Source organism: Microbacterium sp. SORGH_AS_0428 (assembly GCF_031453615.1).
Classification (GTDB): domain Bacteria; phylum Actinomycetota; class Actinomycetes; order Actinomycetales; family Microbacteriaceae; genus Microbacterium.
This window is the reverse complement of the sequence record NZ_JAVIZT010000001.1, coordinates 1,437,383-1,457,487: the sequence shown is the minus strand read 5'-3', so window position 1 is coordinate 1,457,487 and position 20,105 is coordinate 1,437,383. Positions and strand designations below refer to the sequence as shown.

Genomic DNA, 20,105 nt, shown 5'->3' with positions numbered 1-20,105 from the left:
ATCGGCAAGCGATGCGACCCACCCCTCGTCGGTGATTACTTGTTGACGCTGAAGCCCTGCTCGTTGCCGTAGCTGACGAGCTGGTCCTGCCAGGTCATGAGGCCCTCGTTGAGGTCGCTCTTGTTGGCGTAGGACTGGCCGACGGTGTCGCTGAAGATGCTGTTCGCGTAGACCTGGAAGGGCAGGTACTGCCATCCCTTGCGCACGTCGGACGCGGCCTGCACGAGCACCTGGTTGATCTGCTGTCCGCCGAAGTAGTCGCTCTTGGCGTTCAGGAACGCGTCCGACTGCAGGTCGGCCGTGGTGGAGGGGAAGCCACCCGACTTGGCGAAGATGTCGATGCTCTCCTGGTCGTTGTTCAGCCACTTGAGGAAGGCCGCGGCCAGCGCCGGGTTCTTGCTCTGCTTGGTGACCGCCTGGCCGCCGCCGCCGTTCTCGGCCGACACGGGGGTGCCGTCGTAGGTCGGCATGGGCGCGACGCGCCAGTTGCCCGCGGCGCTGGGCACCGAGGACTCGAGGTTGCCGGGCATCCAGGCGCCGATGATCAGCGTGGCGATCGAGCCGTCACCGAGGCCCTTGAACCACTCGTCGCTCCAGCTGGAGGCGTCCGAGAGCAGGTTCTGGTCGACGAGCTGGTTCCAGGTGTCGGCCCACAGCTTCGAGCCCTTGTCGGAGAGGTCGATCTTCACGTCGGTGCCGTCGACCTTGAACGGCTGGCCGCCGGCCTGCCAGATCATCGAGGTCGCGAAGCCGGCGTCACCGGTGTCGTTCGTGATCTTCTTGGTCGGGTCGGCCGCGGTGAGCTTCTTCGCGGTCTCGATGTACTCGTCCCAGGTGGTGGGCACCGTCAGGCCGTACTGGTCGAAGACGGCCTTGTTGTAGAACATGGCCATGGGGCCGGAGTCCTGCGGCAGACCGTAGATCTTGCCGTCGAAGTCGACGGAGCCCCACGTCGAGGCGGTGTAGTCCTTCTCGAGGTCGCCGAAGCCGTACGACGAGAGGTCGAGCAGGCCGTCGGTGAGGGCGAACTGCGGCATGGCGTAGTACTCGATCTGCACGACGTCGGGGGCGCCCGATCCGGCCTTGATCGCGTTCTGCAGCTTGGTGTACTCGTCCTTGTTGGTGCCGGCGTTGACGACGTTCACCTTGACGTTCGGGTACTTCTTCATGAACGCGGCCGCCTGGTCCTCGGCGGAGGGCGTCCACGACCAGTACGTGATCTCGCCGCCGGCCTCGAGGGCCTTGTCGAGGTCGTCGGCGCTTCCGCCGCCGGAGGCTGCACCGCCGCCGCCGGCGCAGGCAGCCAGCGCGATGCCCGCGATGGTGGTCATGGCCACGACGGATGCGGCGCGACGCAGCACCGAACCCTTGCGCATGTGTGACATGGGACTTTCCTTCACTTCGTTGTTGTGGATGCCGGAGCAGGACGCGCCGGTGGTGAGGGGGAATCGGGTGTCAGACAGTGCCCCTCGTCACTGCTTGACGCTTCCGGCGCTCAACCCCGACTGCCAGAACCGCTGCAGCATGAGGAAGGCGACGACGATGGGGATGATCGACAGGAGCGAGCCCGTGATCACGAGGTTGTAGATCGGCTCGGCGGCGGCACCCGTCGCCTGCGCGTTCCACTGGTTCAGACCGACCGTGAGCGGATACCAGGCGGGATCGCTCAGCATGATCAGCGGCAGGAAGTAGTTGTTCCAGGTGGCGACGACCGTGAACAGCACGACCGTGACGATGCCGGGGGTGAGCAGCTTCACCGAGATCGTGAAGAAGGTGCGGAACTCGCCGGCGCCGTCCATGCGGGCCGCTTCCAGCAGCTCGGTGGGCACCGCGTCGCTGGCGAAGACCCACATGAGGTACAGGCCGAACGGGCTGATGAGCGAGGGGATGATGATCGACCACGGGGTGTTGGTCAGACCCATCTGGCTGAACATGAGGAAGGTGGGGACGGCGAGGGCGGTGCCGGGCACGGCCACCGCGCCGATGACGACCGCGAAGACCGCCTTGCGGCCGCGGAAGTTGTACTTCGCCAGGCCGTAGCCGGCGAGGGTGGCGAGCAGCGTGGCGCCGCCGGCGCCGACGACGACGTAGAGCAGGGTGTTGCCGAGCCACCGCAGGAAGATCCCGTCACGGTAGGTGAAGGTCTCCACGATGTTGTCCCACAGGTGGAAACCGTTGCCGAACCACAGACCGAACGTCGTGAACAGGTCGCCCTGCTCCTTCGTGGCGTTGATCAGCAGCCAGAACAGCGGCAGCAGCGTGTAGAGGATGAACAGGCTCATCACGATGGTGAGGATGAGCGACTTCCGCCGCATGAACGGCGAGGTGCGGGCGAAGGCGGGGGCGGTCATCGCATCTCCTGACGGGATCCGCGCAGCTGCACGACGTAGGCGACGATCGCGGTGATGAGGCCCATGATGATCGCGACGGTGGCGGCGTAGTTGTACTGCTGGCCGGCGAACGACAGGTTGTACGCGTACATGTTGGGCGTGTAGAACGTCGTGATCGTGTTGGGGGCCAGCGGCTTGAGGATGTTCGGCTCGTTGAAGAGCTGGAAGCTGCCGATGATCGAGAAGATCGTGGCGATGACGATCGAGCCGCGCAGCGCCGGCAGCTTGATCGAGAAGATCGTGCGCCAGGTTCCGGCGCCGTCGAGGGATGCGGCCTCGTAGAGCTCACCGGGGATGGTCTTGAGCGACGAGTAGAAGATCAGCATGTTGTAGCCGACGAACTGCCAGGTGACGATGTTGCCGATCGACACCATCATCCACTCGGGCACGAAGGGCGTGATCACCTGGGCGCCGAACAGGTCGTTGATGTTGCCGGCGAGGCCGAACTGGTCGCCGTAGATGTAGCCCCACATGAGGACCGCGACGACGGCCGGCACCGCGTAGGGCAGGAAGATCACGATCCGGTAGAAGCCGGAGGCGTGCAGACGTGCGCTGTCGATCGCGAGTGCGGCGGCGAGTGCCAGCACGAGCATGATCGGCACCTGGATGATCAGGAACAGCAGAACGCGCAGGAACCCGTCCCACAGCTTGGTGTCGGTGAACGCGGTGAAGTAGTTGTCGAGTCCGACGAACGCGTTGCCGCCCACGATCTGCTCGCGGAAGAAGCTGAGGTACAGCGAGTAGACGAGCGGCGCCAGGAACACGAGTGCGAACACGATCGCGAAGGGGGCGACGAACAACCAGCCCTTCTGGTCGACCGCGAAGCGCCGCCGCTTAGGTGTGCGGAGCGCGGGTGGGGGAGCCGCTGTGGTCGTCATCGTCCGATGCCTCTTCTGTGAACGCAATGCTCCGCAGAATTCGGGTTCCGCGGTATGTTGACGTAAACATAACTCCGCTCTCGCTAACATGTCAACGTCAACATCGAGGAGGATCCGGGCATGAGCCACGTCACGGCAGCAACACCGGGCGAACCTCGTGCGCGCCGGCGCGAGACCTCGATGGCAGATGTGGCGGCTCTCGCGGGCGTCTCCGGCCAGACCGTGTCACGCGTCGCGAACGGGCGGTCCAATGTGGACCCCGACACCCGGGCCCGCGTCCTGGCCGCCATGGACGAGCTGGGTTACCGGCCCAACAGCGCCGCCCGCGCGCTGCGCTCGGGCAAGTTCCGCTCCATCGGCGTGATCATGTTCTCGCTCTCCAGCTACGGCAACACCCGGACCCTGGATGCGGTCGCCTCCGTCGCCGCATCCGCCGGGTACTCGCTGACGCTCATCACGGTAGAGACGGCCTCGCAGTCCGACGTCTCCGGCGCCTTCGTGCGGCTGCGCGAGCACGCCGTCGACGGCGTGATCATCCTGATCGAGTCGCACCGTCTCGACGAGTCGGAGATCGCCTTGCCCACGGGACTGCCGGTCGTGGTCCTCGACTCGCACGCGGCCTACGCCTACCCGGTCGTCGACAACGATCAGGCGCAGGGCGCCCGCCTGGCCACGGAGCACCTGCTGGATCTCGGGCACGAGACCGTGTGGCACGTGTCGGGTCCGCTCGAGTCGTACGCGGCCGAGCGCCGGCGTGACGCCTGGCGCGAGACCCTCGAGCGCCGGGGTGCATCCGTGCCCGCGGTGGAGGTCGGCGACTGGACGGCCGATTCGGGGTACGAGATCGGCACGCGGCTCGCGCAGGACGCATCGGTCACCGCGGTGTTCGTCTCCAACGACCAGATGGCGCTCGGCCTCGTGCGCGCCCTGCACGAGGCCGGTCGCGCGGTCCCCGGAGACGTCAGCGTCGTGGGTTTCGACGACATGCCGGACTCGGCCAACTACTGGCCTCCGCTCACGACCGTGCGGCAGCACTTCGACCGCCTGGGCTCCGGCGCGATCCGAGCGCTGCTCGCCGAGATCGAGGGTGAGAGCGTCGACGACCGCACGCTCGTGCCGACCGAGCTCGTCGTGCGCCAGAGCTCCGGTCCCCGCATCCGCTGACCCGCGCGCCCGGCGCCTCCCTTCCCGCCGCGAGGCCGGGAACCCCCTTATCCCCCCCGCGAGACTGCATTTCGAGCACGAGATCACGGGTAATCACCGTGATCTCGTGACGGAGATGCAGTCTCGCGGAGAGTGGTGAGTACCGAGCGAGCCCGGCGGATGCGGGGTGGATGCGGATGCGGGCGCGCCGGACGGATGGCGGATGCGCGCCGGTGCGGTGGCGTGACGCAGACGTTGTGCGCGCGGCTGGGAATCCGCTATGTTGCGTGTTGACGTCAACATGTTTACGTCAACACGAAACACCATCCCCCCAGGGCTGCGAGGACGCGGCCGGAAGGATCGACGATGAAGTCCCTCAGATTCCTGTCGCTGTTGTGCGTCGGAACCCTCAGCGCCGGTGCGCTCGTCGCGGGAGCCGCGGTCTCACCGCCGCAGGCCCAGGCCGCGAGCAGCGTGCGCATCACTCCGAATCCCGCGATCGCGTCGGACCCGTTCGAAGGATGGGGCACGAGCCTCGTCTGGTTCGCCAACGCGACCGGCGGCTACCCCACGGAGGTGCGGCAGAAGCTGTTCGACGCCGTCTTCGGCGAGGACGGCCTGAACCTCAACATCGCGCGCTACAACATCGGCGGCGGCAACGCGACCGACGTCCCGTCGTACCTGCGTCCCGGCGGCGCGGTACCCGGATGGTGGAACCCGGATCTCGGGGAGAGTGACGACAAGGGCGAGATCACCTCGGACTACGCCGACCGCGACCGCTACGCGGCGGCATGGGACGGCGAGAACCCCGACCACTACAACTGGGACGCGGATGCCGGCCAGCGCTGGTGGCTGGATGCGCTGAAGGACAAGATCACCCACTGGGAGGCCTTCAGCAACTCCCCGCCGTACTTCCTCACGCAGAGCGGCTATGTCTCGGGCGGCATCAACAACGCCACGAGCGAGCAGCTCGCCCCCGAGGACATGGCGGCGTTCTCGAGCTATCTCGTGAACGTGGTCGAAGAGCTCGAGAAGGCCCACGGCATCACCTTCGACACCCTCGACCCGTTCAACGAGCCCAACACGGACTACTGGCAGACCCGCATCCCGAACGGCGCGACGTGGCCCACGAGCGCCAGCCGTCAGGAGGGTGCTCACATCGGCCCGACGCGGCAGGATCAGATGATCAAGGCGCTCGCCGCGCGTCTGGCCGAACCCGGTACGACGACCGACGTGAGCATCTCGGCGATGGACGAGACGAACCCGTCGAAGTTCGTGCAGAACTGGAACGGCTGGAGCGCCGAGTCCAAGGGGCTCGTCGACCAGCTCAACGTGCACACCTACGGCACCGGCGACCGGCTCATCGTGCGCGACATCGCCAAGGCCTCCGACAAACCGCTGTGGATGAGCGAGGTCGAGGGTGACTGGAACGGCGGCAGCGGCTTCAACCAGACCAACATCGAGAACGGCATCGGCATGGCGACGCGCATCGTCGACGACCTGCGCGAGCTCGAGCCCACCGCCTGGGTGTTCTGGCAGCCCGTCGAGGACCTCTACAACATGGAGAAGGTCGAGAAGCTGAACTGGGGCAGCGTCTTCATCGACTTCGACTGCAACGCCGACGGCAACTCGGAGCGACGCATCGCCGACGGCGACGCGGACCCGTCCTGCCAGGTGCTGACGAACTCGAAGTTCAACACCGTGCGCAACTTCACGCACTACATCGAGCCCGGCGACCGCCTCATCCCCACCGACGACACGCAGACCACCGCGGCCCTGACGGCCGAGGGTGACGGCGTGACCCTGGTGCACATCAACTCCGAGGCGTCCGAGCGCACGGTGCAGGTCGACCTGTCCCGCTTCGCGACCATCGCGCCCGGTGCCACGGTGACCCCCATCGTGACGACCGAGTCGTCGGCCGGCGATGTCACCGACCACGCGCTCGTGACGGGCACGGCCGTCCCCGTCGACGCGGCATCCAAGTCGGCGACGGTGACGCTGCCGGCGAAGTCGGTCACCACGCTCGTCGTCTCGGGCGTCTCGGGCGTCGCGGCGGATGCGGCCGTCTTCGAAGACGGCGAGACGTACCAGCTCTTCGGAGTCCAGAGCGGCAAGGCCCTGGCAGCCGACCCGAACGGCCTCGCGATCCGCACCGGTGTGACGACCGCCGATGCGGCCCCCGCTCAGGCGTGGACCGTGCACTCGATCTCGGGTGAAGGAACGAACCGCCACCGCATCGCCCTCGAGGCGGGTGACGGGCGCTTCCTCGCGGTGAACGGTACGAGCACGACGCTCGTGCCGACGGATGCGGCCGCCGCCGCATCCGATCCGGCGCTGCAGTGGATCCCCTCCACCACCGACGGACGCACCTATTCGCTGCTGAGCGCGTCTGCCGAGCGCGTGCTGGATGTGAACGGGCAGGGCACGGCCGACGGTACGACGGTGGGAACCTGGACCTCGAACAACGGCGGCAACCAGCGCTGGACGATCGCGTCCACGCGGGTGACGAGCGTCGCGCCCGTCACCGCGGCGACGGCCGTCGGCGAGGAGCCCGAGCTGCCCGCGACTGTCACCCTGAACTACCGCGGTGGCGTGCAGCGCACGGCCCCCGTCGCGTGGGACCCGACCGGGGTGGACTTCTCGGCCGCCGGTACCGTGCAGGTGCCGGGCTCCGGGACGGACGTCTTCGGCGCGGGCTTCGAGGTCGCGGCCACCGTTGAGATCGGTGCGTACACCGCGACGCGTCCCGTCTCGATCACGACGTACGCCGGTGCGACGCTCGAGCGCGTCGCGGCGGCCGCGCCCGCGACGGTGCCCGCCGAGGTGCGCCTGGGAGGGACGGCCTACGACGCTGCGGTGAGCTGGGACTTCAGCGGCGTCCGCGACGCCGACTTCGCGCAGCCTGGCACCGTCACGGTTCCGGGCGCGATCACCGTGCCCGGCGGCGCCACGATCGAGGCGCGCCTGAGCGTCATCGTGACGACGCCGGGCACGCGGAACGTCGCCGGCGACAGCAAGGCGTCGGCGACCTTCACCGAGAGCCCGAGCTACAGCGTCGACCGCACGAAGAACGGCATCACGACGGACAAGGGGTGGTCCAACTGGCGCTCCGGCACCAAGAACACGCAGGACACCCTGACGTACGTGCTCAGCTCGCGCCAGCAGGTGTCCCACGTGAAGGTGTACTTCTATCGCGACGGCACGGCCAGCTGGGCCCAGTCCCTCCGCGTGGAGCACCGCACCGCGGGCGGTGACTGGATCGCCGGCGAGGACATCGCGGTTCCGGTTCCCGAGTCCGGCGCGCCGACCGTCGAGGTCCCGCTGGGCGGTGTCGTCGCCGACGAGGTACGCGTGGTGATGCAGGCCCGTGAGAACACGCACATGATCGTGTCCGAGGTCGAGATCAACGCGCTCGCGGCATCCCCGTCGAACGTGACGGACCTCGCGCGCGTCACGGTCGGCGATGCGCTGCTCGACGGATTCGATCCGGCTCGCGACGCATACACGATCGACACGAACGGCGCCGCCTGGCCGAGGATCGGGGCCGTGGCGGTCGACGACGAGGCTGCGGTGGAGATCGTGCAGCCCGCGGATGCGGGTGGCGCGGGATCCATCACGGTCACGGCCGTCGACGGCACCTCGCGCACCGTGACGATCGCGGTGACGCGTCACGTCGTCGTCGGTGCCGTGTCGCTCGCGGGCACTGCCGAGGTGGGTGCGACCCTGACCGCCCAGGTCGAGGACAGCGACCCCGCCGGCGCCGCCCTCGCCTACGCGTGGACGCGTGACGGTCAGCCGATCGAGTCCGCGAACGCGGCCGCATACACGGCGACCGAGGCCGACCTCGGCCACGAGCTGCGCGCGGTCGTCACCGCATCCGCCGACGGCTTCGCCGCGGGCACGGCCACGTCGGCCGCTGTCGTGGTCGTCGCGGCTCCCGGCAACCCCGGAAACCCCGGGGGTCCGGGTGGGCCCGGCACGCCGGGAGAGCCCGGCAACCCCGGCGAGCCGGGCACCGGTGGTGCGCAGGCGCCCGCGGCGTCGGCCCTGACCGATGCGACGCGCGGCGGCATCACGGCTCCGAGCGTGGTGACGGCCGGATCGTCGATCACGATCGGCGTCGGCGCCTCGCGCGCCGGTTCGTCGGTCGACGCGTGGCTGTTCTCGACGCCCGTCCACCTCGGAACGAAGGTCGTGTCGGCCGCGGGGGAGATCACAGTCTCGATCCCGGCGGATGCACCCACGGGCCAGCACCGGTTGGTCGTGACGGATGCGTCCGGCGCCGTCATCGGCTGGGTGCCGCTGGAGGTGCGCGCCGCATCCGGTCCGCTGGCCGTGACGGGGCTCGACCTCGGCCCGACCCTGCCGTTCGCCCTCGGGGCGCTGCTGCTGGGCTCGCTGCTGGTCGGCGTCACCACGCGGCGCCGCTCGGCCGCGGAGTAACCACGAAAGGAGGGCGGAGCCGCACACCGGCTCCGCCCTCCTTTCGTGCACCGCTCGTTACCCCCCCAAGCCCGCGAGACTGCATCTTCATCACGAGATCACGGGTAAACCCAGTGATTTCGTGTAGGAAATGCAGTCTCGCGGGAAAGGGATGCGGCCGGCGCCGGATGCGGAAGAGCCCCCCGCCGAGGGTCAGGCGCCGGAGAGGGCCTCGGACACGACGGCACGGGCCTCGTCCTGCACGTCGTGCAGGTGGGCCTCGCCGCGCAGCGACTCCGCGTACAGCTTGTAGACGTCCTCGGTGCCGGAGGGACGCGCGGCGAACCACGCATCCGCCGTCACGACCTTGAGGCCGCCGATCGCCGCGCCGTTGCCGGGAGCGTGCGAGAGCTTGGCGGTGATGGGCTCGCCGGCGAGCTCGGTGGCGGTGACCGCATCCGGCGACAGCTTCGCGAGCGCCGCCTTCTGCTCCGGGGTCGCCGGAGCGTCGACGCGCTGGTAGACGGATGCGCCGTAGGTGTCCTCGAGCTCCGCATAGCGCTGCGAGGGGGTCTTGCCGGTCACCGCGAGGATCTCGGCGGCGAGCAGGCACAGCAGGATGCCGTCCTTGTCGGTGGTCCAGACGGTGCCGTCCTGGCGGAGGAAGGATGCGCCGGCGGACTCCTCGCCGCCGAAGGCGACCGAGCCGTCGAGCAGGCCGGGGACGAACCACTTGAAGCCGACCGGGACCTCGTACAGGGTGCGACCGAGGGCCTCGACGACGCGGTCGATGATCATCGAAGACACGAGGGTCTTGCCCACGGCGGCTTCTGCCGGCCAGCCGGGCCGGTGCGAGAACAGGTAGTCGATCGCGACCGCGAGGTAGTGGTTCGGGTTCATGAGGCCCGCATCGGGGGTGACGATGCCGTGGCGATCCGCATCCGCGTCGTTTCCGGTGAGGATGTCGTACTCGTCGCGGCGGGCGACGAGCGCCGCCATGGCGTTGGGTGAGGACGGATCCATGCGGATCTTCTCGTCCCAGTCGAGCGTCATGAACTTCCACGTCGGGTCGACATCGGGGTTCACGACGGTGAGGTCGAGCCCGTAGTGCTCGGCGATCAGTGCCCAGTAGTCGACGGAGGCGCCGCCCAGCGGGTCGGCGCCGATGCGGATGCCGGCCTTCTTGATGGCCTCGATGTCGATGATCGCGTCGAGGTCGCGTACGTACGCCTCGCGGAAGTCGTACTGCGCGAGGGTGTCGCCGTCGATGTCGGCGTAGGGGGTGCGCTTGACGCCCGTGAGGCCCGCCGCGATGAGCTCGTTGGCGCGGTCGGCGATCCACGAGGTGGCGTCGGTGTCGGCAGGTCCGCCGTGGGGCGGGTTGTACTTGAAGCCGCCGTCGCGCGGCGGGTTGTGCGAGGGCGTCACGACGATGCCGTCCGCGCGGCCCGTGTCGTCGGCGGTGCGATCGCGGTTGTAGGTGAGGATCGCGTGGCTGAGCGCCGGGGTGGGAACCCACGAGTCACGGGCGTCGACGCGTACGTCCACGCCGTTGGCGACGAGCACCTCGATGGCCGTGCGCTCGGCCGGGAGTGACAGCCCGTGCGTGTCGCGGCCGAGGAAGAGCGGGCCGGTGATGCCCTGGCCCGCCCGGTAGTCGACGATCGCCTGGGTGGTGGCGAGGATGTGGTTCTCGTTGAAGCTGGTCGACAGGCTCGATCCGCGGTGTCCGCTCGTGCCGAAAACGACCCGCTGCGCGGGCACCGAAGCGTCGGGCTTCAGGTCGTAGTAGGCGGCGATCAGCTCGTCGATGTCGATCAGATCAGAAGGCTCAGCAGGCTGTCCGGCACGGCTCATGCCCCTAGTCTGCCGTGCCGACAGGGTGTCGTCACTCTCCGCGCGCGCAGCGGTGTCATTTCCGGTGTTCACCGCAGCCCGCCGGGGGCGGTCTAGGCTGAGTGCCCGTGAGCACCGCACCCGTCGCCCGTCGTACCTACAGCTATCTGGGTCCGGCGGGCACCTTTACGGAAGCGGCTCTCGCCCAGGTGCCCGAGGCGCGCGGCCAGATCTGGCGTTCGGTGCGCAACGTGGGCGAAGCGCTCGCGGACGTCGTCGAGGGGCGATCGGATGCGGCGATGATCGCGATCGAGAACTCGGTCGACGGCGGCGTCTCCACGGCGCAGGACGCGCTGGCCACGATGCCGGGGCTGCGCATCATCGGCGAGTACCTCGTACCGGTCAGCTTCGTGCTGGTCGGCCGACCCGGGCAGCGTCTCGAAGACGTCTCGCTCGTGGCCGCGCACCCCGTCGCCTACGCGCAGTGCCTGCACTGGCTGAGTCGTGAGCTTCCCGCTCACGCGCACCTGCCGGCATCCAGCAACGTCGCGGCCGCTCTCGGCCTGCTCGACGGGACCAGCGACGCGGATGCGGCCATCGCCCCTCCCGGGATCCTGGAGCACCACGAGCTCGATCTGCTCGCCGAAGGAGTCGGCGACAAGAAGGACGCCGTCACCCGCTTCGTGCTCGTGGCGCGCACCGTGGCGCCGCCGGCGCCCACCGGAGCCGACAAGACCTCGCTCATCGTGGAGCTGCCGGAGGAGTACCCCGGCGCGCTCATGGAGATGCTGGAGCAGTTCGCGACCCGCGGGATCAACCTGTCGCTGCTCGCATCCCGTCCGATCGGCGACGCCCTCGGCCGCTACCGTTTCGTGATCGACGCCGACGGCCACGTTCTCGACGAACGGGTGGCCGACGCGCTCATGGGACTGCGCCGTTTCAGCCCGAAGGTGATCTTCCTCGGCTCGTACCCGCGCGCCGACCGCGCGATCAACCGATATCCGGAGCGCTACTCCGACGACGTGTTCGTCGAGGCCCGCGACTGGTTGCGCGCGCTCGTCAGCGGCGAGCCGGAGGCCTGACCGGCCCGCCTCAGGCGGCGAGCAGCGGCGTCAGCAGTTCCAGCGTCTGGACGCGCCCGCCCGCGGCGTCCAGGGGCTCCGCGTCGTAGGCGCCGGCGACGGGGGAGACCATGATCTCGTCCACGCCGTAGCGCGTCGAGAACGCGCGGAGCGCGTCCGCGGCCTGCTCCGGCGCCCCGACGAACCACGTGCGCCGGGCGTTGTCGATGATGTGCGCGCCGAGGTTGTCGCGCGCCTCCGCATCCCGCGCCTGCTCGACGGTCTCCATGGGCACCAGCGGGCGTCCGGAGCGGATGCGGGACATCATGCGCACCTGCGGCAGCGCACGCTCCCACGCTTCGGCCTCCGTCGGCGCCACGACCGCGTTGGCCGTGACGAAGGTGCGCGGACTCGGGTGGGCCTCGGAAGGCTGGTACTGGTCGCGGTAGAGCGTCAGCGCGCGCTCGAGCCCGTCTCCGGCGAAGTGGTTCGCGAAGACGTAGGGCAGGCCGGATGCGGCGGCCAGCTGCGCGGAGTAGTCGCTCGAGCCGAGCAGCCACACCTCGGGAAGGGTCGTCGCGGCGGGCGTCGCATGCACGCTGTAGGTGTCGCCGGAGGTGAAGCGCACCGTGGCGCCCGCGTCGCTCGTGAGCGAGAGGATGTCGGAGATGTGCTGGGGGAACTGCTCCACGTCGCTCGTGGTGCCGCTGCGGCGCAGCAACTGCGTGATGACGGGGTCGCTGCCGGGTGCGCGGCCGATGCCGAGGTCGATGCGCCCCGGCGCCAGCGCCTCGAGCGCGGCGAACTGCTCGGCCACGATGAGCGGCGAGTGGTTGGGGAGCATCACGCCACCCGAGCCGACCCGCATCCGCTTCGTGCGTGCGGCGGCGGCGGCGATCAGCACGGGCGGGCTGGTCGATGCCACCGCGGGCATGTTGTGGTGCTCGGCGAACCAGTAACGGCCGATGCCCAGCTCATCGGCGCGTTCGGCGAGGTCGAGCGATGCGGCGACAGCCTGGGCGCTGCTCTGGCCGGTGCGCACGGGAACGAGGTCGAGGACGGAAACGGTGATGCTCATCTTCGTGGGCAACCCCGTTGCGTGCCCGCGCATTCCGCGGCGCGCCGGAGTCGGGCCGGCGTCAGGGCTTCCAGGTGACGGGCTGCCCCGCGTACGGATGTTCCTCGTCGGGGAAGGTGTCGTTGCGGGTGGTGCCGTTGAACTCCACTCCGCCCAGGTCCGGCCCCGTCGTCAGGGCCACCCAGCATTCCAGCGCGGTCCCGTTCTTCGGTTCCGGAAGGGCCAGGCCGCACGCGTCCGCGTCGCCCATCCCGACGTTTCCGATGTCGTTGGCGAGCCAGCCGGCGAACGAGCCGTCCGCCTCGATCGGGATGAGGGGCACGCTGCGCGTCGTGCTGTCGTACTCGCTCACCGGCGTCCACGTGTACTGCACCACGATCGCGAACGGATGCCGGCTGCTCAGCTCCGCCTTCTCCATGTAGCCGTCGATCTTCTCCGGATCCAGAGGATCCATGGAGAGCACGGTCGCCCCCACGAGTTCCGTGTCGCCGCTGGCGGCGGGCACCTTCACCCAGGCGGTGTCGCCGACCGACAGGGTGGTGCCGGGTGCGGTCGCGTCCGTCGGTGCGTCGCCGACCTCGACGGGGGAGACATCGGGGCCGGCAGCCGCACACCCGGCGAGTGCGAATGCGGCGGCTGCCACGAGCGGAAGCAGGAGACGGCGGGCGGTGCGGGGCATGTCGGTGTCCTTCCAGGAGCGCTCAGCGCGCGGCAGCTTTGACGTTCTCGTACGCGTCCAGCGCGCGCTTGCGCGATGCCCCCAAGTCGACGAGCGGGTCCAGGGATGCGGAATCCGGAGCCCACTGCGAGACGTAAAAGCCATCCTTGTCGAACTTCTCGGCTTGGGTCCGGGGGTTGAAAATCCGGAAGTACGGTGCTGCGTCGGCGCCCGAACCCGCCACCCACTGCCAGTTGAAGGGGTTGGAGGCCGCATCCGCGTCGACGAGCGTGTCCCAGAACCACTGCTCGCCGTGGCGCCAGTCGATCATGAGGTTCTTGATCAGGTACGAGGCGGTGACCATCCGCACGCGGTTGTGCATGATGCCGGTGTGCCAGAGCTCCCGCATCCCCGCATCCACGAGGGGGACGCCGGTGCGTCCCCGTTGCCACGCCTCGAGGTGCGAGGGCTGCAGGCGCGGCCAGGGGAAGGCGTCGAAGGTCGGACGAAGGTTCTTCCGGGCGAGATCGGGGAAGTGGAACAGGGTGTGCCACGCGAACTCGCGCCAGCCCAGCTCGGAGAGGAAGCGTCCCGCATCCGCGCCCGTCGCGAGGGTGTCATGCCAGATCGTGAAGGGACTCAGCTCCCCCCAGCGCAGGCGCGGCGACAGCTGGGAGGTCACTCCCGCTGCGGGCTCGTCGCGCGCCGTGTCGTAGCCGGGAAGGTCGTGCGTCAGGAAGTGCCTGAGGCGCGCGCGGGCGGCTGGCTCGCCGGGCTCCCACGTCTCGCGCAGGCCCCCGGCCCAGTCGGGGCGCGTCGGCAGCATGTCCCAGTCCTCGAGGGCATCGGATGCGGGTGGCCTGCCCATCCCCGCGATCTCGCGCGGCTCGGGCAGTGGCGCCCGCGGGGCGGGAAGATGCAGGCACGCGCGCCAGAAGGGCGTGAACACGGAGAAGTGGGTGTCGGAGCCGGTGCGCACCGTCCACGGTTCGAACAGGAGCGACGCCGGGAACGAGCGCACCTCGAGCCCGCCTTCGCGCAGGCTCTGCTTGAGGCCGGCGTCGATCTCGCGTTCCGGCCCCCTGTAGCGGCGGTTCCAGAAGACGGCGCCGGCCCCCGCATCCGAGACCAGCTCGGGCAGAACGGATGCGGCGGCGCCCCGGCGGAGCACCAGGGATCCGCCGCGTTCGCGCAGGCGCTCGCCGAGGGAGGCGAGCGAGTGGTGCAGCCACCAGCGGGCGGCGCCGCCGAGGGCTCGGACGCCGGGCGACTCCTCATCCAGCAGGTACACGCCGACGACCGGTTCGCCGCGGTCGATCGCCGCGCGCAGGGCCGGGTTGTCGGCCAGGCGCAGATCGTCGCGGAACCAGACGAGGGTGGGACTGCTCACCCGATCATCCTTGCGAACGCGATCGAATCGGCGGCGAAGGGTTGACAGTCAGAGCCGGCTGAGGTCGTGCCCCGCCGGCACCGTCACCCGAAGTGCTGCCGCGTCGATGCGGCTCACGATCCGCACGGCCTCGCCGAACTCGTCGCCGTCGAGCTGCACCGGATGCGGCTCCGCCGCGGCAACCTCCATCGTGCGACCGCGCATGTAGCGCACGGCATTGTCGCGCGTGCGCAGCTGCAGCACACGACGGCCGGCGCGGAATCGGCGCAGCACGCTGTTGTCCCAGGCGACCCGGCGCCAGACGAACAGCCATCCCCACCACGCCTTCGGCTGGAACAGCACGACGTCCATCGTGCCGTCGGTCACGGAGGCTTCCGGAATGAGGGAGAGCCCCGCCGGCAGCGACCCGCAGTTGGCGTACAGAACGCTCTGCACGCGGGCCGAGTGCAGACGCTGGTCTCCCACCTGATAGACGATCCGGAACGGAGCGGCCCCCACGAGCGAGCGCGCCGCTCCGTCGACGTAGGCGACCCAGCCGACGCTCTTCTTCAGCGACGGGCGCGTGTTGGCGATCATCGCCGCATCCAGTCCGATACCGCCCATCACCACGTACGCGTGGGTCTGAGTCGTCCCGTCGACCCGGTGAAGCTGGGCGAAGCCGACGTCGATCTGCACCGTGTCTCCGGCGAAGGCGGTGGCGATCACGCGGTCGGGATCGTCCAGGGGGAGCCGCAGGTTGCGGGCGAGGAGGTTGCCCGTGCCGCTGGGCACGATCGTCAGAGGGACGCCCGTGTGCGCGAGGGCCTCGGCGACGGCGCGCACCGTGCCGTCGCCGCCGGCGACGAGCACCGCATCCGCCCCCTGCGCGAGGGCTGTGCGCGCCTGACCCTGACCGAGATCGTCGGGGGTCGTCTCGAAGAAGAGAGGCGTGCCCCATCCCGCGCTCTCCGCGGCATGCACGACCTGTGCCCGCAAGCGACGGGCGTCGACCTTCACAGGGTTGTAGACCAGCGCCGCGCGCCGAACGGCGGCAGCATCCGAGGTCATGCTCACAGAGTAGGGCCGCGTGCGCACTGTGGCGTCTCGGGCGGTGGTGCTGCTCGAGACCGTCTTGTCCGCATGTCCCACTTGCCGCAGGTTTCGGCGGTCTCCGCATCCGTGTCCCACTTGCCGCAGTTTCTGGGGTCAATTTCTGCGCGAAGTGGGACATGCATTGCGGGAAGTGGGACATGCATTGCGGGAAGTGGGACACGGCGGGCGGAATCCGAGCGCACCCACCACGTCTAGACTTCACGGGTGATCGATCTGGCCCTCCTTCGCGATAACCCCGAGCTCGTCAAGCGTTCGCAGGAAGCCCGCGGCGAGTCCGCGGAGACGGTGGATGCGGCGCTCGCCGCAGATCGTGACCGACGCTCGGCCATCACGGCGTTCGAAGAGCTGCGCGCCGCGCAGAATGCGCACGGCAAGCGGGTGGCCGCCGCTCCCAAGGAGGAGAAGGCTGCGCTCGTCGCCGAGGCGAAGGAGCTGAGCGCACAGGTCAAGGCTGCGCAGGCCGCCGTGACCGAGGCCGAAGAGGCAGCCGCCGACGCTCTGGCGAAGATCGAGAACATCGTCATCGAGGGGGTGCCCGTCGGCGGCGAGGACGACTTCGTGACGCTGCGTACGCACGGCGAGATCCCGTCGTTCGACTTCACCCCGCGCGACCACCTCGAGATCGGCGAGCTGCTCGGCGCGATCGACATGGAGCGGGGAACCAAGGTCTCCGGCAGTCGGTTCTACTTCCTCACCGGTGTCGGTGCGCGTCTCGAGATCGCGCTGATGAACCTCGCGCTCGATCGTGCCCTGCAGGCCGGGTTCACACCCATCATCCCGCCGACGCTCGTGCGCCCCGAGGTCATGCGCGGCACCGGATTCCTCGGCAAGCACGCCGCAGAGGTGTACCACCTCGACGACGAGGACCTCTATCTCGTGGGAACGAGCGAAGTGCCTCTGGCCGGCTACCACATGGACGAGATCCTCGACCTCGGCCGCGGCCCCAAGCGCTACGCGGGCTGGTCCACCTGTTACCGCAGCGAGGCGGGCTCGTACGGCAAGGACACCCGCGGCATCATCCGCGTGCACCAGTTCAACAAGCTCGAGATGTTCGTCTACGTCGACCCGGCGGAGGCGGAGGCCGAGCACCTGCGTCTCGTCGGGATGCAGGAGCGGATGCTGCAGGATCTCGGCCTCTCGTACCGCGTCATCGACGTCGCCGCGGGCGATCTCGGCTCGTCCGCGGCCCGCAAGTACGACATCGAGGCGTGGGTTCCCACGCAGGATGCGTATCGCGAGCTCACCAGCACGAGCAACTGCACGACGTACCAGGCTCGGCGTCTGTCGATCCGGTATCGCCCGGAAGACGGCAAGACGCAGCCGGTCGCGACGCTGAACGGCACGCTCGCGACCACGCGCTGGATCGTGGCTCTTCTCGAGACGCACCAGCGCGCCGACGGCTCGGTCACCGTGCCGGAGGTGCTGCGTCCGTTCCTCGGCGGTCTCGAGGTTCTGGAGCCGATCGCGTGAGCGAGGCGCGGCTGCCGGAGACCGGAGAGATCGAGATCGAGACGCCGGCGGAGGCCGCCGCCCTGGTGGAGGAGATCGCGACCTCGGATGCGGCGCGCATGCTCATCGTGCTCGACATCGACGGAACGGTGCTGCTGGAGGACGAGTCGCCGAGCCCCGGCATCGTCGAGGCCGTGGCGGATGCGCGACGCGCCGGTCACGAGGTGATGCTCGCGACGGGGCGCAGCTGGGAGGCGACCCGCGGCATCCAGGAGCTGCTGCAGATCGCACCCGACTACGCCGTGTGCTCGAACGGTGCCGTGATCATGGCACGCGTGGGCGGGGCGGATCCCGTATCCCTCGTCTACGAGCGCACGCACGTCGAGACGTTCGATGCCGCCGAGGTGCTGAACCTGCTGCGCGAGCACCTGCCCGACGCGCACTACCTCGTCGAGTTGCCCGACGGACGCCGCGAGTACACCGACTACATGGACGACTGGAACCTCGACCGTGCGTCGAAGGTGGCGTTCGAGGAGCTCGCGCGTCAGCCCGTGACCCGCGTCGTCGTGGTCTCTCCGGAGCACGATGAGAGCGACTTCGTCGAGCTCGTCGATCGGGTGGGGCTCAATCAGGTCTCGTACGCCGTGGGCTGGACGGCGTGGCTCGACATCGCCCCCAAGGGCGTCGACAAGGGCACCGCGCTCGCGCTCGTGCGCGACTGGCTCGATGTGGCGCCCGGGAATGTGCTCGTCATGGGCGACGGCCGCAACGACGTCGGCATGTTCGCGTGGGCGAAGCAGCACGGCGGCCGTGCGGTCGCGATGGGGCAGGGGCCGCAGGAAGTGCAGGATGCGGCGGGCGAGGTCACCGCATCCGTGCTCGACGGCGGCGTCGCCGAGGTGCTGCGCCGCCTCTGAGCCGCCGGCGCGTCGACTAGACTCGGCCCGTTCGGCGCGTGCGTTCTGCGCGTCGGGAGGGTTGTCCGAGCGGCCGAAGGACCCGGTCTTGAAAACCGGTGGGCAGCAATGTCCCGTGGGTTCGAATCCCACACCCTCCGCCACCACGCGAACCGGTTCGACGTTATGACGAGCTGCGCGGGTTCGAATCCCTCGGGTGGGCCCACGCCGCCCGAGGCTCCGCGCGCCGCGCAGCGGCGTGTGGAGGAGGCGGTGGGGACGAATCCCACACCCTCCGCAAGAGTGAAGGTACGCGACGGCGTTCGAACCCCGCCGAAATGAAAGTTTGGGCGGGGGCCGCGCATATTCGCCGTCGTCCTCGGTCTGCATGCGCAGGAGCACTGGAGTAGGGCTCCAGCGACGCTCTGGACGGTTCCCCCGCTCTCGGCTGGCAGGTGCCGAGCGACTGGGGGTGACCTGAGACGATCGTTCACGGCGCCGGTGGCAGTTTGATGCTCAGTCGTAGGTCATCGACGCCGGGCCGGCTCGTGAAAGCCCCTGAGGATCGGGCTGCTTCTGTGAAGCCAAGGGAACGGTAGAGGCGCAGTCCTGGTTCGTTCGTCGAGAGAGCCTTGAGCCACACGCGAGCGCCGCCTCCAATTACGGCTCTCTCGAGGGCAGCTTCAACGAGGCTTCGGCCCACACCCATTGATTGAGAGGCCGGCGAGACGCCGAGGCCGGCTATGTACCAATCGCCGTACTCGCTGGGCCTGTGAAGTGTTCGGACATAGCCGACCGGCCGATCACTGCTTGTCGCCACGATCACGTCTTCCACTCGTGCATCCGTGGGTGGCCCGAAGAATGGACGGTCCTGTGCCCAACGGTCGCCGGGGTCGTTGGACTCAGCCCAGCACTCGAACGAGATCTCAGCGAGCGCGCGATCATCTTCCGGGACAGCCTGTCGCAGCGCGGTCATCCAGTAATAGTAAGAGGCGCCTGACGGTTGGCATCTTCGGCCGCGCTCCCAGCCGAAAACGGTCACTCTAGGCACTGCGAGGGGCATGCTGCTCTCCTTCAGCCAAGGGGCGCGGCCGACCAGGAGGGTAGCTGCGTACTGGGCGTCGAAGTGCTTGTTGGGCCACCGCGATCCACCAGGTGGCGTCGGTTCGCCTTATCCGTGGCGCGCGACGGGAGCGAACGGTGCGGCGTTGCCACACACCACGCCGTCCTGCATCCCGCCGTCTGGGATGGATTTCAGTTCGTCGGCATCGATGAACTCCTCCGCCACCACGCGAACCGGTTCGACGTTATGACGAGCTGCGCGGGTTCGAATCCCTTGGGTGGGCCCACGCCGCCCCAAACTGCACTGCAATTCCTTTCGCAAGTCGAGAAATTGCAAAAGGTTGATGTGTCATACTCCCTGGCTATGGCCAAACAGCATTTCACGCGACTCATCGACGACCTCGACGGCGAAGTTCTTGAAGAGGGAAAGACGATTCACTTCTCTCTCGAGGGGCGGTCCTATGAGATCGACCTTTCTGAGGAGAATGCCGAAAAGCTCCGCGAGGCTTTCGCGCCGTTCATCAAGGCGGGCCGCTCCATCGGCAGCGCATCGCGCACCACCACCCGCGGCCGCGGCGCGAAGAAGGACGCGCGCGACCTCGGCGCCGTGCGCGAATGGGCCGCTGCGAACGGTCACGAGGTGAGCGCACGCGGGCGCGTCCCCGCTGCTGTTCTCGAGGCGTACGACGCCGCGCACTGATTCACCGTCAGAAGCAATCCTCGCGCCCGGACTCCTGCAATTCCTGCTCA

General features: G+C 68.9%; 15 protein-coding genes and 1 tRNA gene. 7 read left to right on the top strand and 9 right to left on the bottom strand.

The window, feature by feature from the left end; translation table 11 throughout:
* Nucleotides 1–35: 35 nt before the first annotated feature.
* The 3 genes from QE374_RS06870 to QE374_RS06860 all read right to left on the bottom strand — a co-directional run bounded on the left by QE374_RS06870 (nt 36) and on the right by QE374_RS06860 (nt 3,268).
* The gene (locus tag QE374_RS06870; RefSeq protein WP_309733350.1) at nt 36–1,385 is read right to left on the bottom strand and encodes a sugar ABC transporter substrate-binding protein; all 1,350 of its coding nucleotides are present in this window, start codon (nt 1,383–1,385) and stop codon (nt 36–38) included.
* 87 nt (nt 1,386–1,472) lie between these two features.
* Nucleotides 1,473–2,351 carry a carbohydrate ABC transporter permease gene (locus QE374_RS06865; RefSeq protein WP_192900654.1) on the bottom strand — a complete coding sequence of 293 codons (879 nt, stop codon included), beginning with the start codon at nt 2,349–2,351 and terminating at the stop codon, nt 1,473–1,475.
* Nucleotides 2,348–3,268, bottom strand: a complete 921-nt coding sequence (locus QE374_RS06860; protein WP_309733348.1) for a sugar ABC transporter permease — start codon at nt 3,266–3,268, stop codon at nt 2,348–2,350. Before QE374_RS06860 ends, QE374_RS06865 begins: the two co-directional genes overlap by 4 nt.
* 120 nt (nt 3,269–3,388) lie before the next feature.
* On the opposite strand from QE374_RS06860, the gene QE374_RS06855 reads away from it, so the two are divergent.
* Nucleotides 3,389–4,432: a LacI family DNA-binding transcriptional regulator gene (locus QE374_RS06855; protein WP_309733346.1), complete on the top strand. Its 1,044-nt coding sequence runs from the start codon at nt 3,389–3,391 to the stop codon at nt 4,430–4,432.
* A 345-nt stretch (nt 4,433–4,777) separates the two neighbouring features.
* Complete coding sequence (locus QE374_RS06850) at nt 4,778–8,854, top strand: glycoside hydrolase (protein WP_309733342.1); 4,077 nt, start codon at nt 4,778–4,780, stop codon at nt 8,852–8,854.
* Between the two features lie 192 nt (nt 8,855–9,046).
* Here the strand turns inward: QE374_RS06850 and pgm are convergent, their stop codons facing one another.
* Nucleotides 9,047–10,690, bottom strand: coding sequence for a phosphoglucomutase (alpha-D-glucose-1,6-bisphosphate-dependent) (pgm, locus tag QE374_RS06845; protein ID WP_309733340.1), 1,644 nt, complete (start codon nt 10,688–10,690; stop codon nt 9,047–9,049).
* Nucleotides 10,691–10,797: 107 nt separating this feature from the next.
* Here pgm and pheA point away from each other — a divergent pair, with 107 nt between their 5' ends.
* Nucleotides 10,798–11,751: a prephenate dehydratase gene (pheA, locus tag QE374_RS06840; RefSeq protein WP_309733338.1), complete on the top strand. Its 954-nt coding sequence runs from the start codon at nt 10,798–10,800 to the stop codon at nt 11,749–11,751.
* Between the two features lie 10 nt (nt 11,752–11,761).
* Here the strand turns inward: pheA and QE374_RS06835 are convergent, their stop codons facing one another.
* The 4 genes from QE374_RS06835 to QE374_RS06820 all read right to left on the bottom strand — a co-directional run bounded on the left by QE374_RS06835 (nt 11,762) and on the right by QE374_RS06820 (nt 15,903).
* Nucleotides 11,762–12,808, bottom strand: coding sequence for an LLM class flavin-dependent oxidoreductase (locus tag QE374_RS06835; RefSeq protein WP_309733336.1), 1,047 nt, complete (start codon nt 12,806–12,808; stop codon nt 11,762–11,764).
* A 61-nt stretch (nt 12,809–12,869) separates the two neighbouring features.
* The gene (locus tag QE374_RS06830; RefSeq protein WP_309733335.1) at nt 12,870–13,487 is read right to left on the bottom strand and encodes a hypothetical protein; all 618 of its coding nucleotides are present in this window, start codon (nt 13,485–13,487) and stop codon (nt 12,870–12,872) included.
* 22 nt (nt 13,488–13,509) lie between these two features.
* The gene (locus tag QE374_RS06825; protein WP_309733333.1) at nt 13,510–14,856 is read right to left on the bottom strand and encodes a deoxyribodipyrimidine photo-lyase; all 1,347 of its coding nucleotides are present in this window, start codon (nt 14,854–14,856) and stop codon (nt 13,510–13,512) included.
* Nucleotides 14,857–14,904: 48 nt separating this feature from the next.
* Complete coding sequence (locus tag QE374_RS06820) at nt 14,905–15,903, bottom strand: diacylglycerol kinase family protein (protein ID WP_309733331.1); 999 nt, start codon at nt 15,901–15,903, stop codon at nt 14,905–14,907.
* Between the two features lie 249 nt (nt 15,904–16,152).
* On the opposite strand from QE374_RS06820, the gene serS reads away from it, so the two are divergent.
* From serS to QE374_RS06805, 3 genes are all read left to right on the top strand, one after another.
* Complete coding sequence (serS, locus tag QE374_RS06815) at nt 16,153–17,418, top strand: serine--tRNA ligase (protein WP_309733329.1); 1,266 nt, start codon at nt 16,153–16,155, stop codon at nt 17,416–17,418.
* Nucleotides 17,415–18,314 carry an HAD-IIB family hydrolase gene (locus QE374_RS06810; protein ID WP_309733327.1) on the top strand — a complete coding sequence of 300 codons (900 nt, stop codon included), beginning with the start codon at nt 17,415–17,417 and terminating at the stop codon, nt 18,312–18,314. The genes serS and QE374_RS06810 overlap by 4 nt, the downstream gene beginning before the upstream one ends.
* A gap of 55 nt (nt 18,315–18,369) precedes the next feature.
* Nucleotides 18,370–18,457: transfer RNA gene (locus QE374_RS06805), tRNA-Ser, on the top strand.
* Between the two features lie 326 nt (nt 18,458–18,783).
* Here QE374_RS06805 and QE374_RS16105 read toward each other — a convergent pair.
* A complete protein-coding gene (locus tag QE374_RS16105) occupies nt 18,784–19,269 on the bottom strand; it encodes a GNAT family N-acetyltransferase (RefSeq protein ID WP_396653326.1) in 486 nt (161 codons plus the stop codon).
* Between the two features lie 201 nt (nt 19,270–19,470).
* Between QE374_RS16105 and QE374_RS06800 the strand changes: the two genes are divergently transcribed.
* The gene (locus QE374_RS06800) at nt 19,471–20,055 is read left to right on the top strand and encodes an Lsr2 family protein (RefSeq protein ID WP_309733325.1); all 585 of its coding nucleotides are present in this window, start codon (nt 19,471–19,473) and stop codon (nt 20,053–20,055) included.
* The last annotated feature ends 50 nt before the right edge of the window (nt 20,056–20,105 follow it).

Excerpts from the sequence above, each read along its gene's own strand:
- QE374_RS06870 (WP_309733350.1), bottom strand. The coding sequence starts at position 1,385 with ATGTCACACATGCGCAAGGGTTCGGTGCTGCGTCGCGCCGCATCCGTC.
- QE374_RS06865 (WP_192900654.1), bottom strand. The coding sequence starts at position 2,351 with ATGACCGCCCCCGCCTTCGCCCGCACCTCGCCGTTCATGCGGCGGAAG.
- QE374_RS06860 (WP_309733348.1), bottom strand. The coding sequence starts at position 3,268 with ATGACGACCACAGCGGCTCCCCCACCCGCGCTCCGCACACCTAAGCGG.
- QE374_RS06855 (WP_309733346.1), top strand. The coding sequence starts at position 3,389 with ATGAGCCACGTCACGGCAGCAACACCGGGCGAACCTCGTGCGCGCCGG.
- QE374_RS06850 (WP_309733342.1), top strand. The coding sequence starts at position 4,778 with ATGAAGTCCCTCAGATTCCTGTCGCTGTTGTGCGTCGGAACCCTCAGC.
- pgm (WP_309733340.1), bottom strand. The coding sequence starts at position 10,690 with ATGAGCCGTGCCGGACAGCCTGCTGAGCCTTCTGATCTGATCGACATC.
- QE374_RS06835 (WP_309733336.1), bottom strand. The coding sequence starts at position 12,808 with ATGAGCATCACCGTTTCCGTCCTCGACCTCGTTCCCGTGCGCACCGGC.
- QE374_RS06830 (WP_309733335.1), bottom strand. The coding sequence starts at position 13,487 with ATGCCCCGCACCGCCCGCCGTCTCCTGCTTCCGCTCGTGGCAGCCGCC.
- QE374_RS06820 (WP_309733331.1), bottom strand. The coding sequence starts at position 15,903 with ATGACCTCGGATGCTGCCGCCGTTCGGCGCGCGGCGCTGGTCTACAAC.
- QE374_RS16105 (WP_396653326.1), bottom strand. The coding sequence starts at position 19,269 with ATGACCGCGCTGCGACAGGCTGTCCCGGAAGATGATCGCGCGCTCGCT.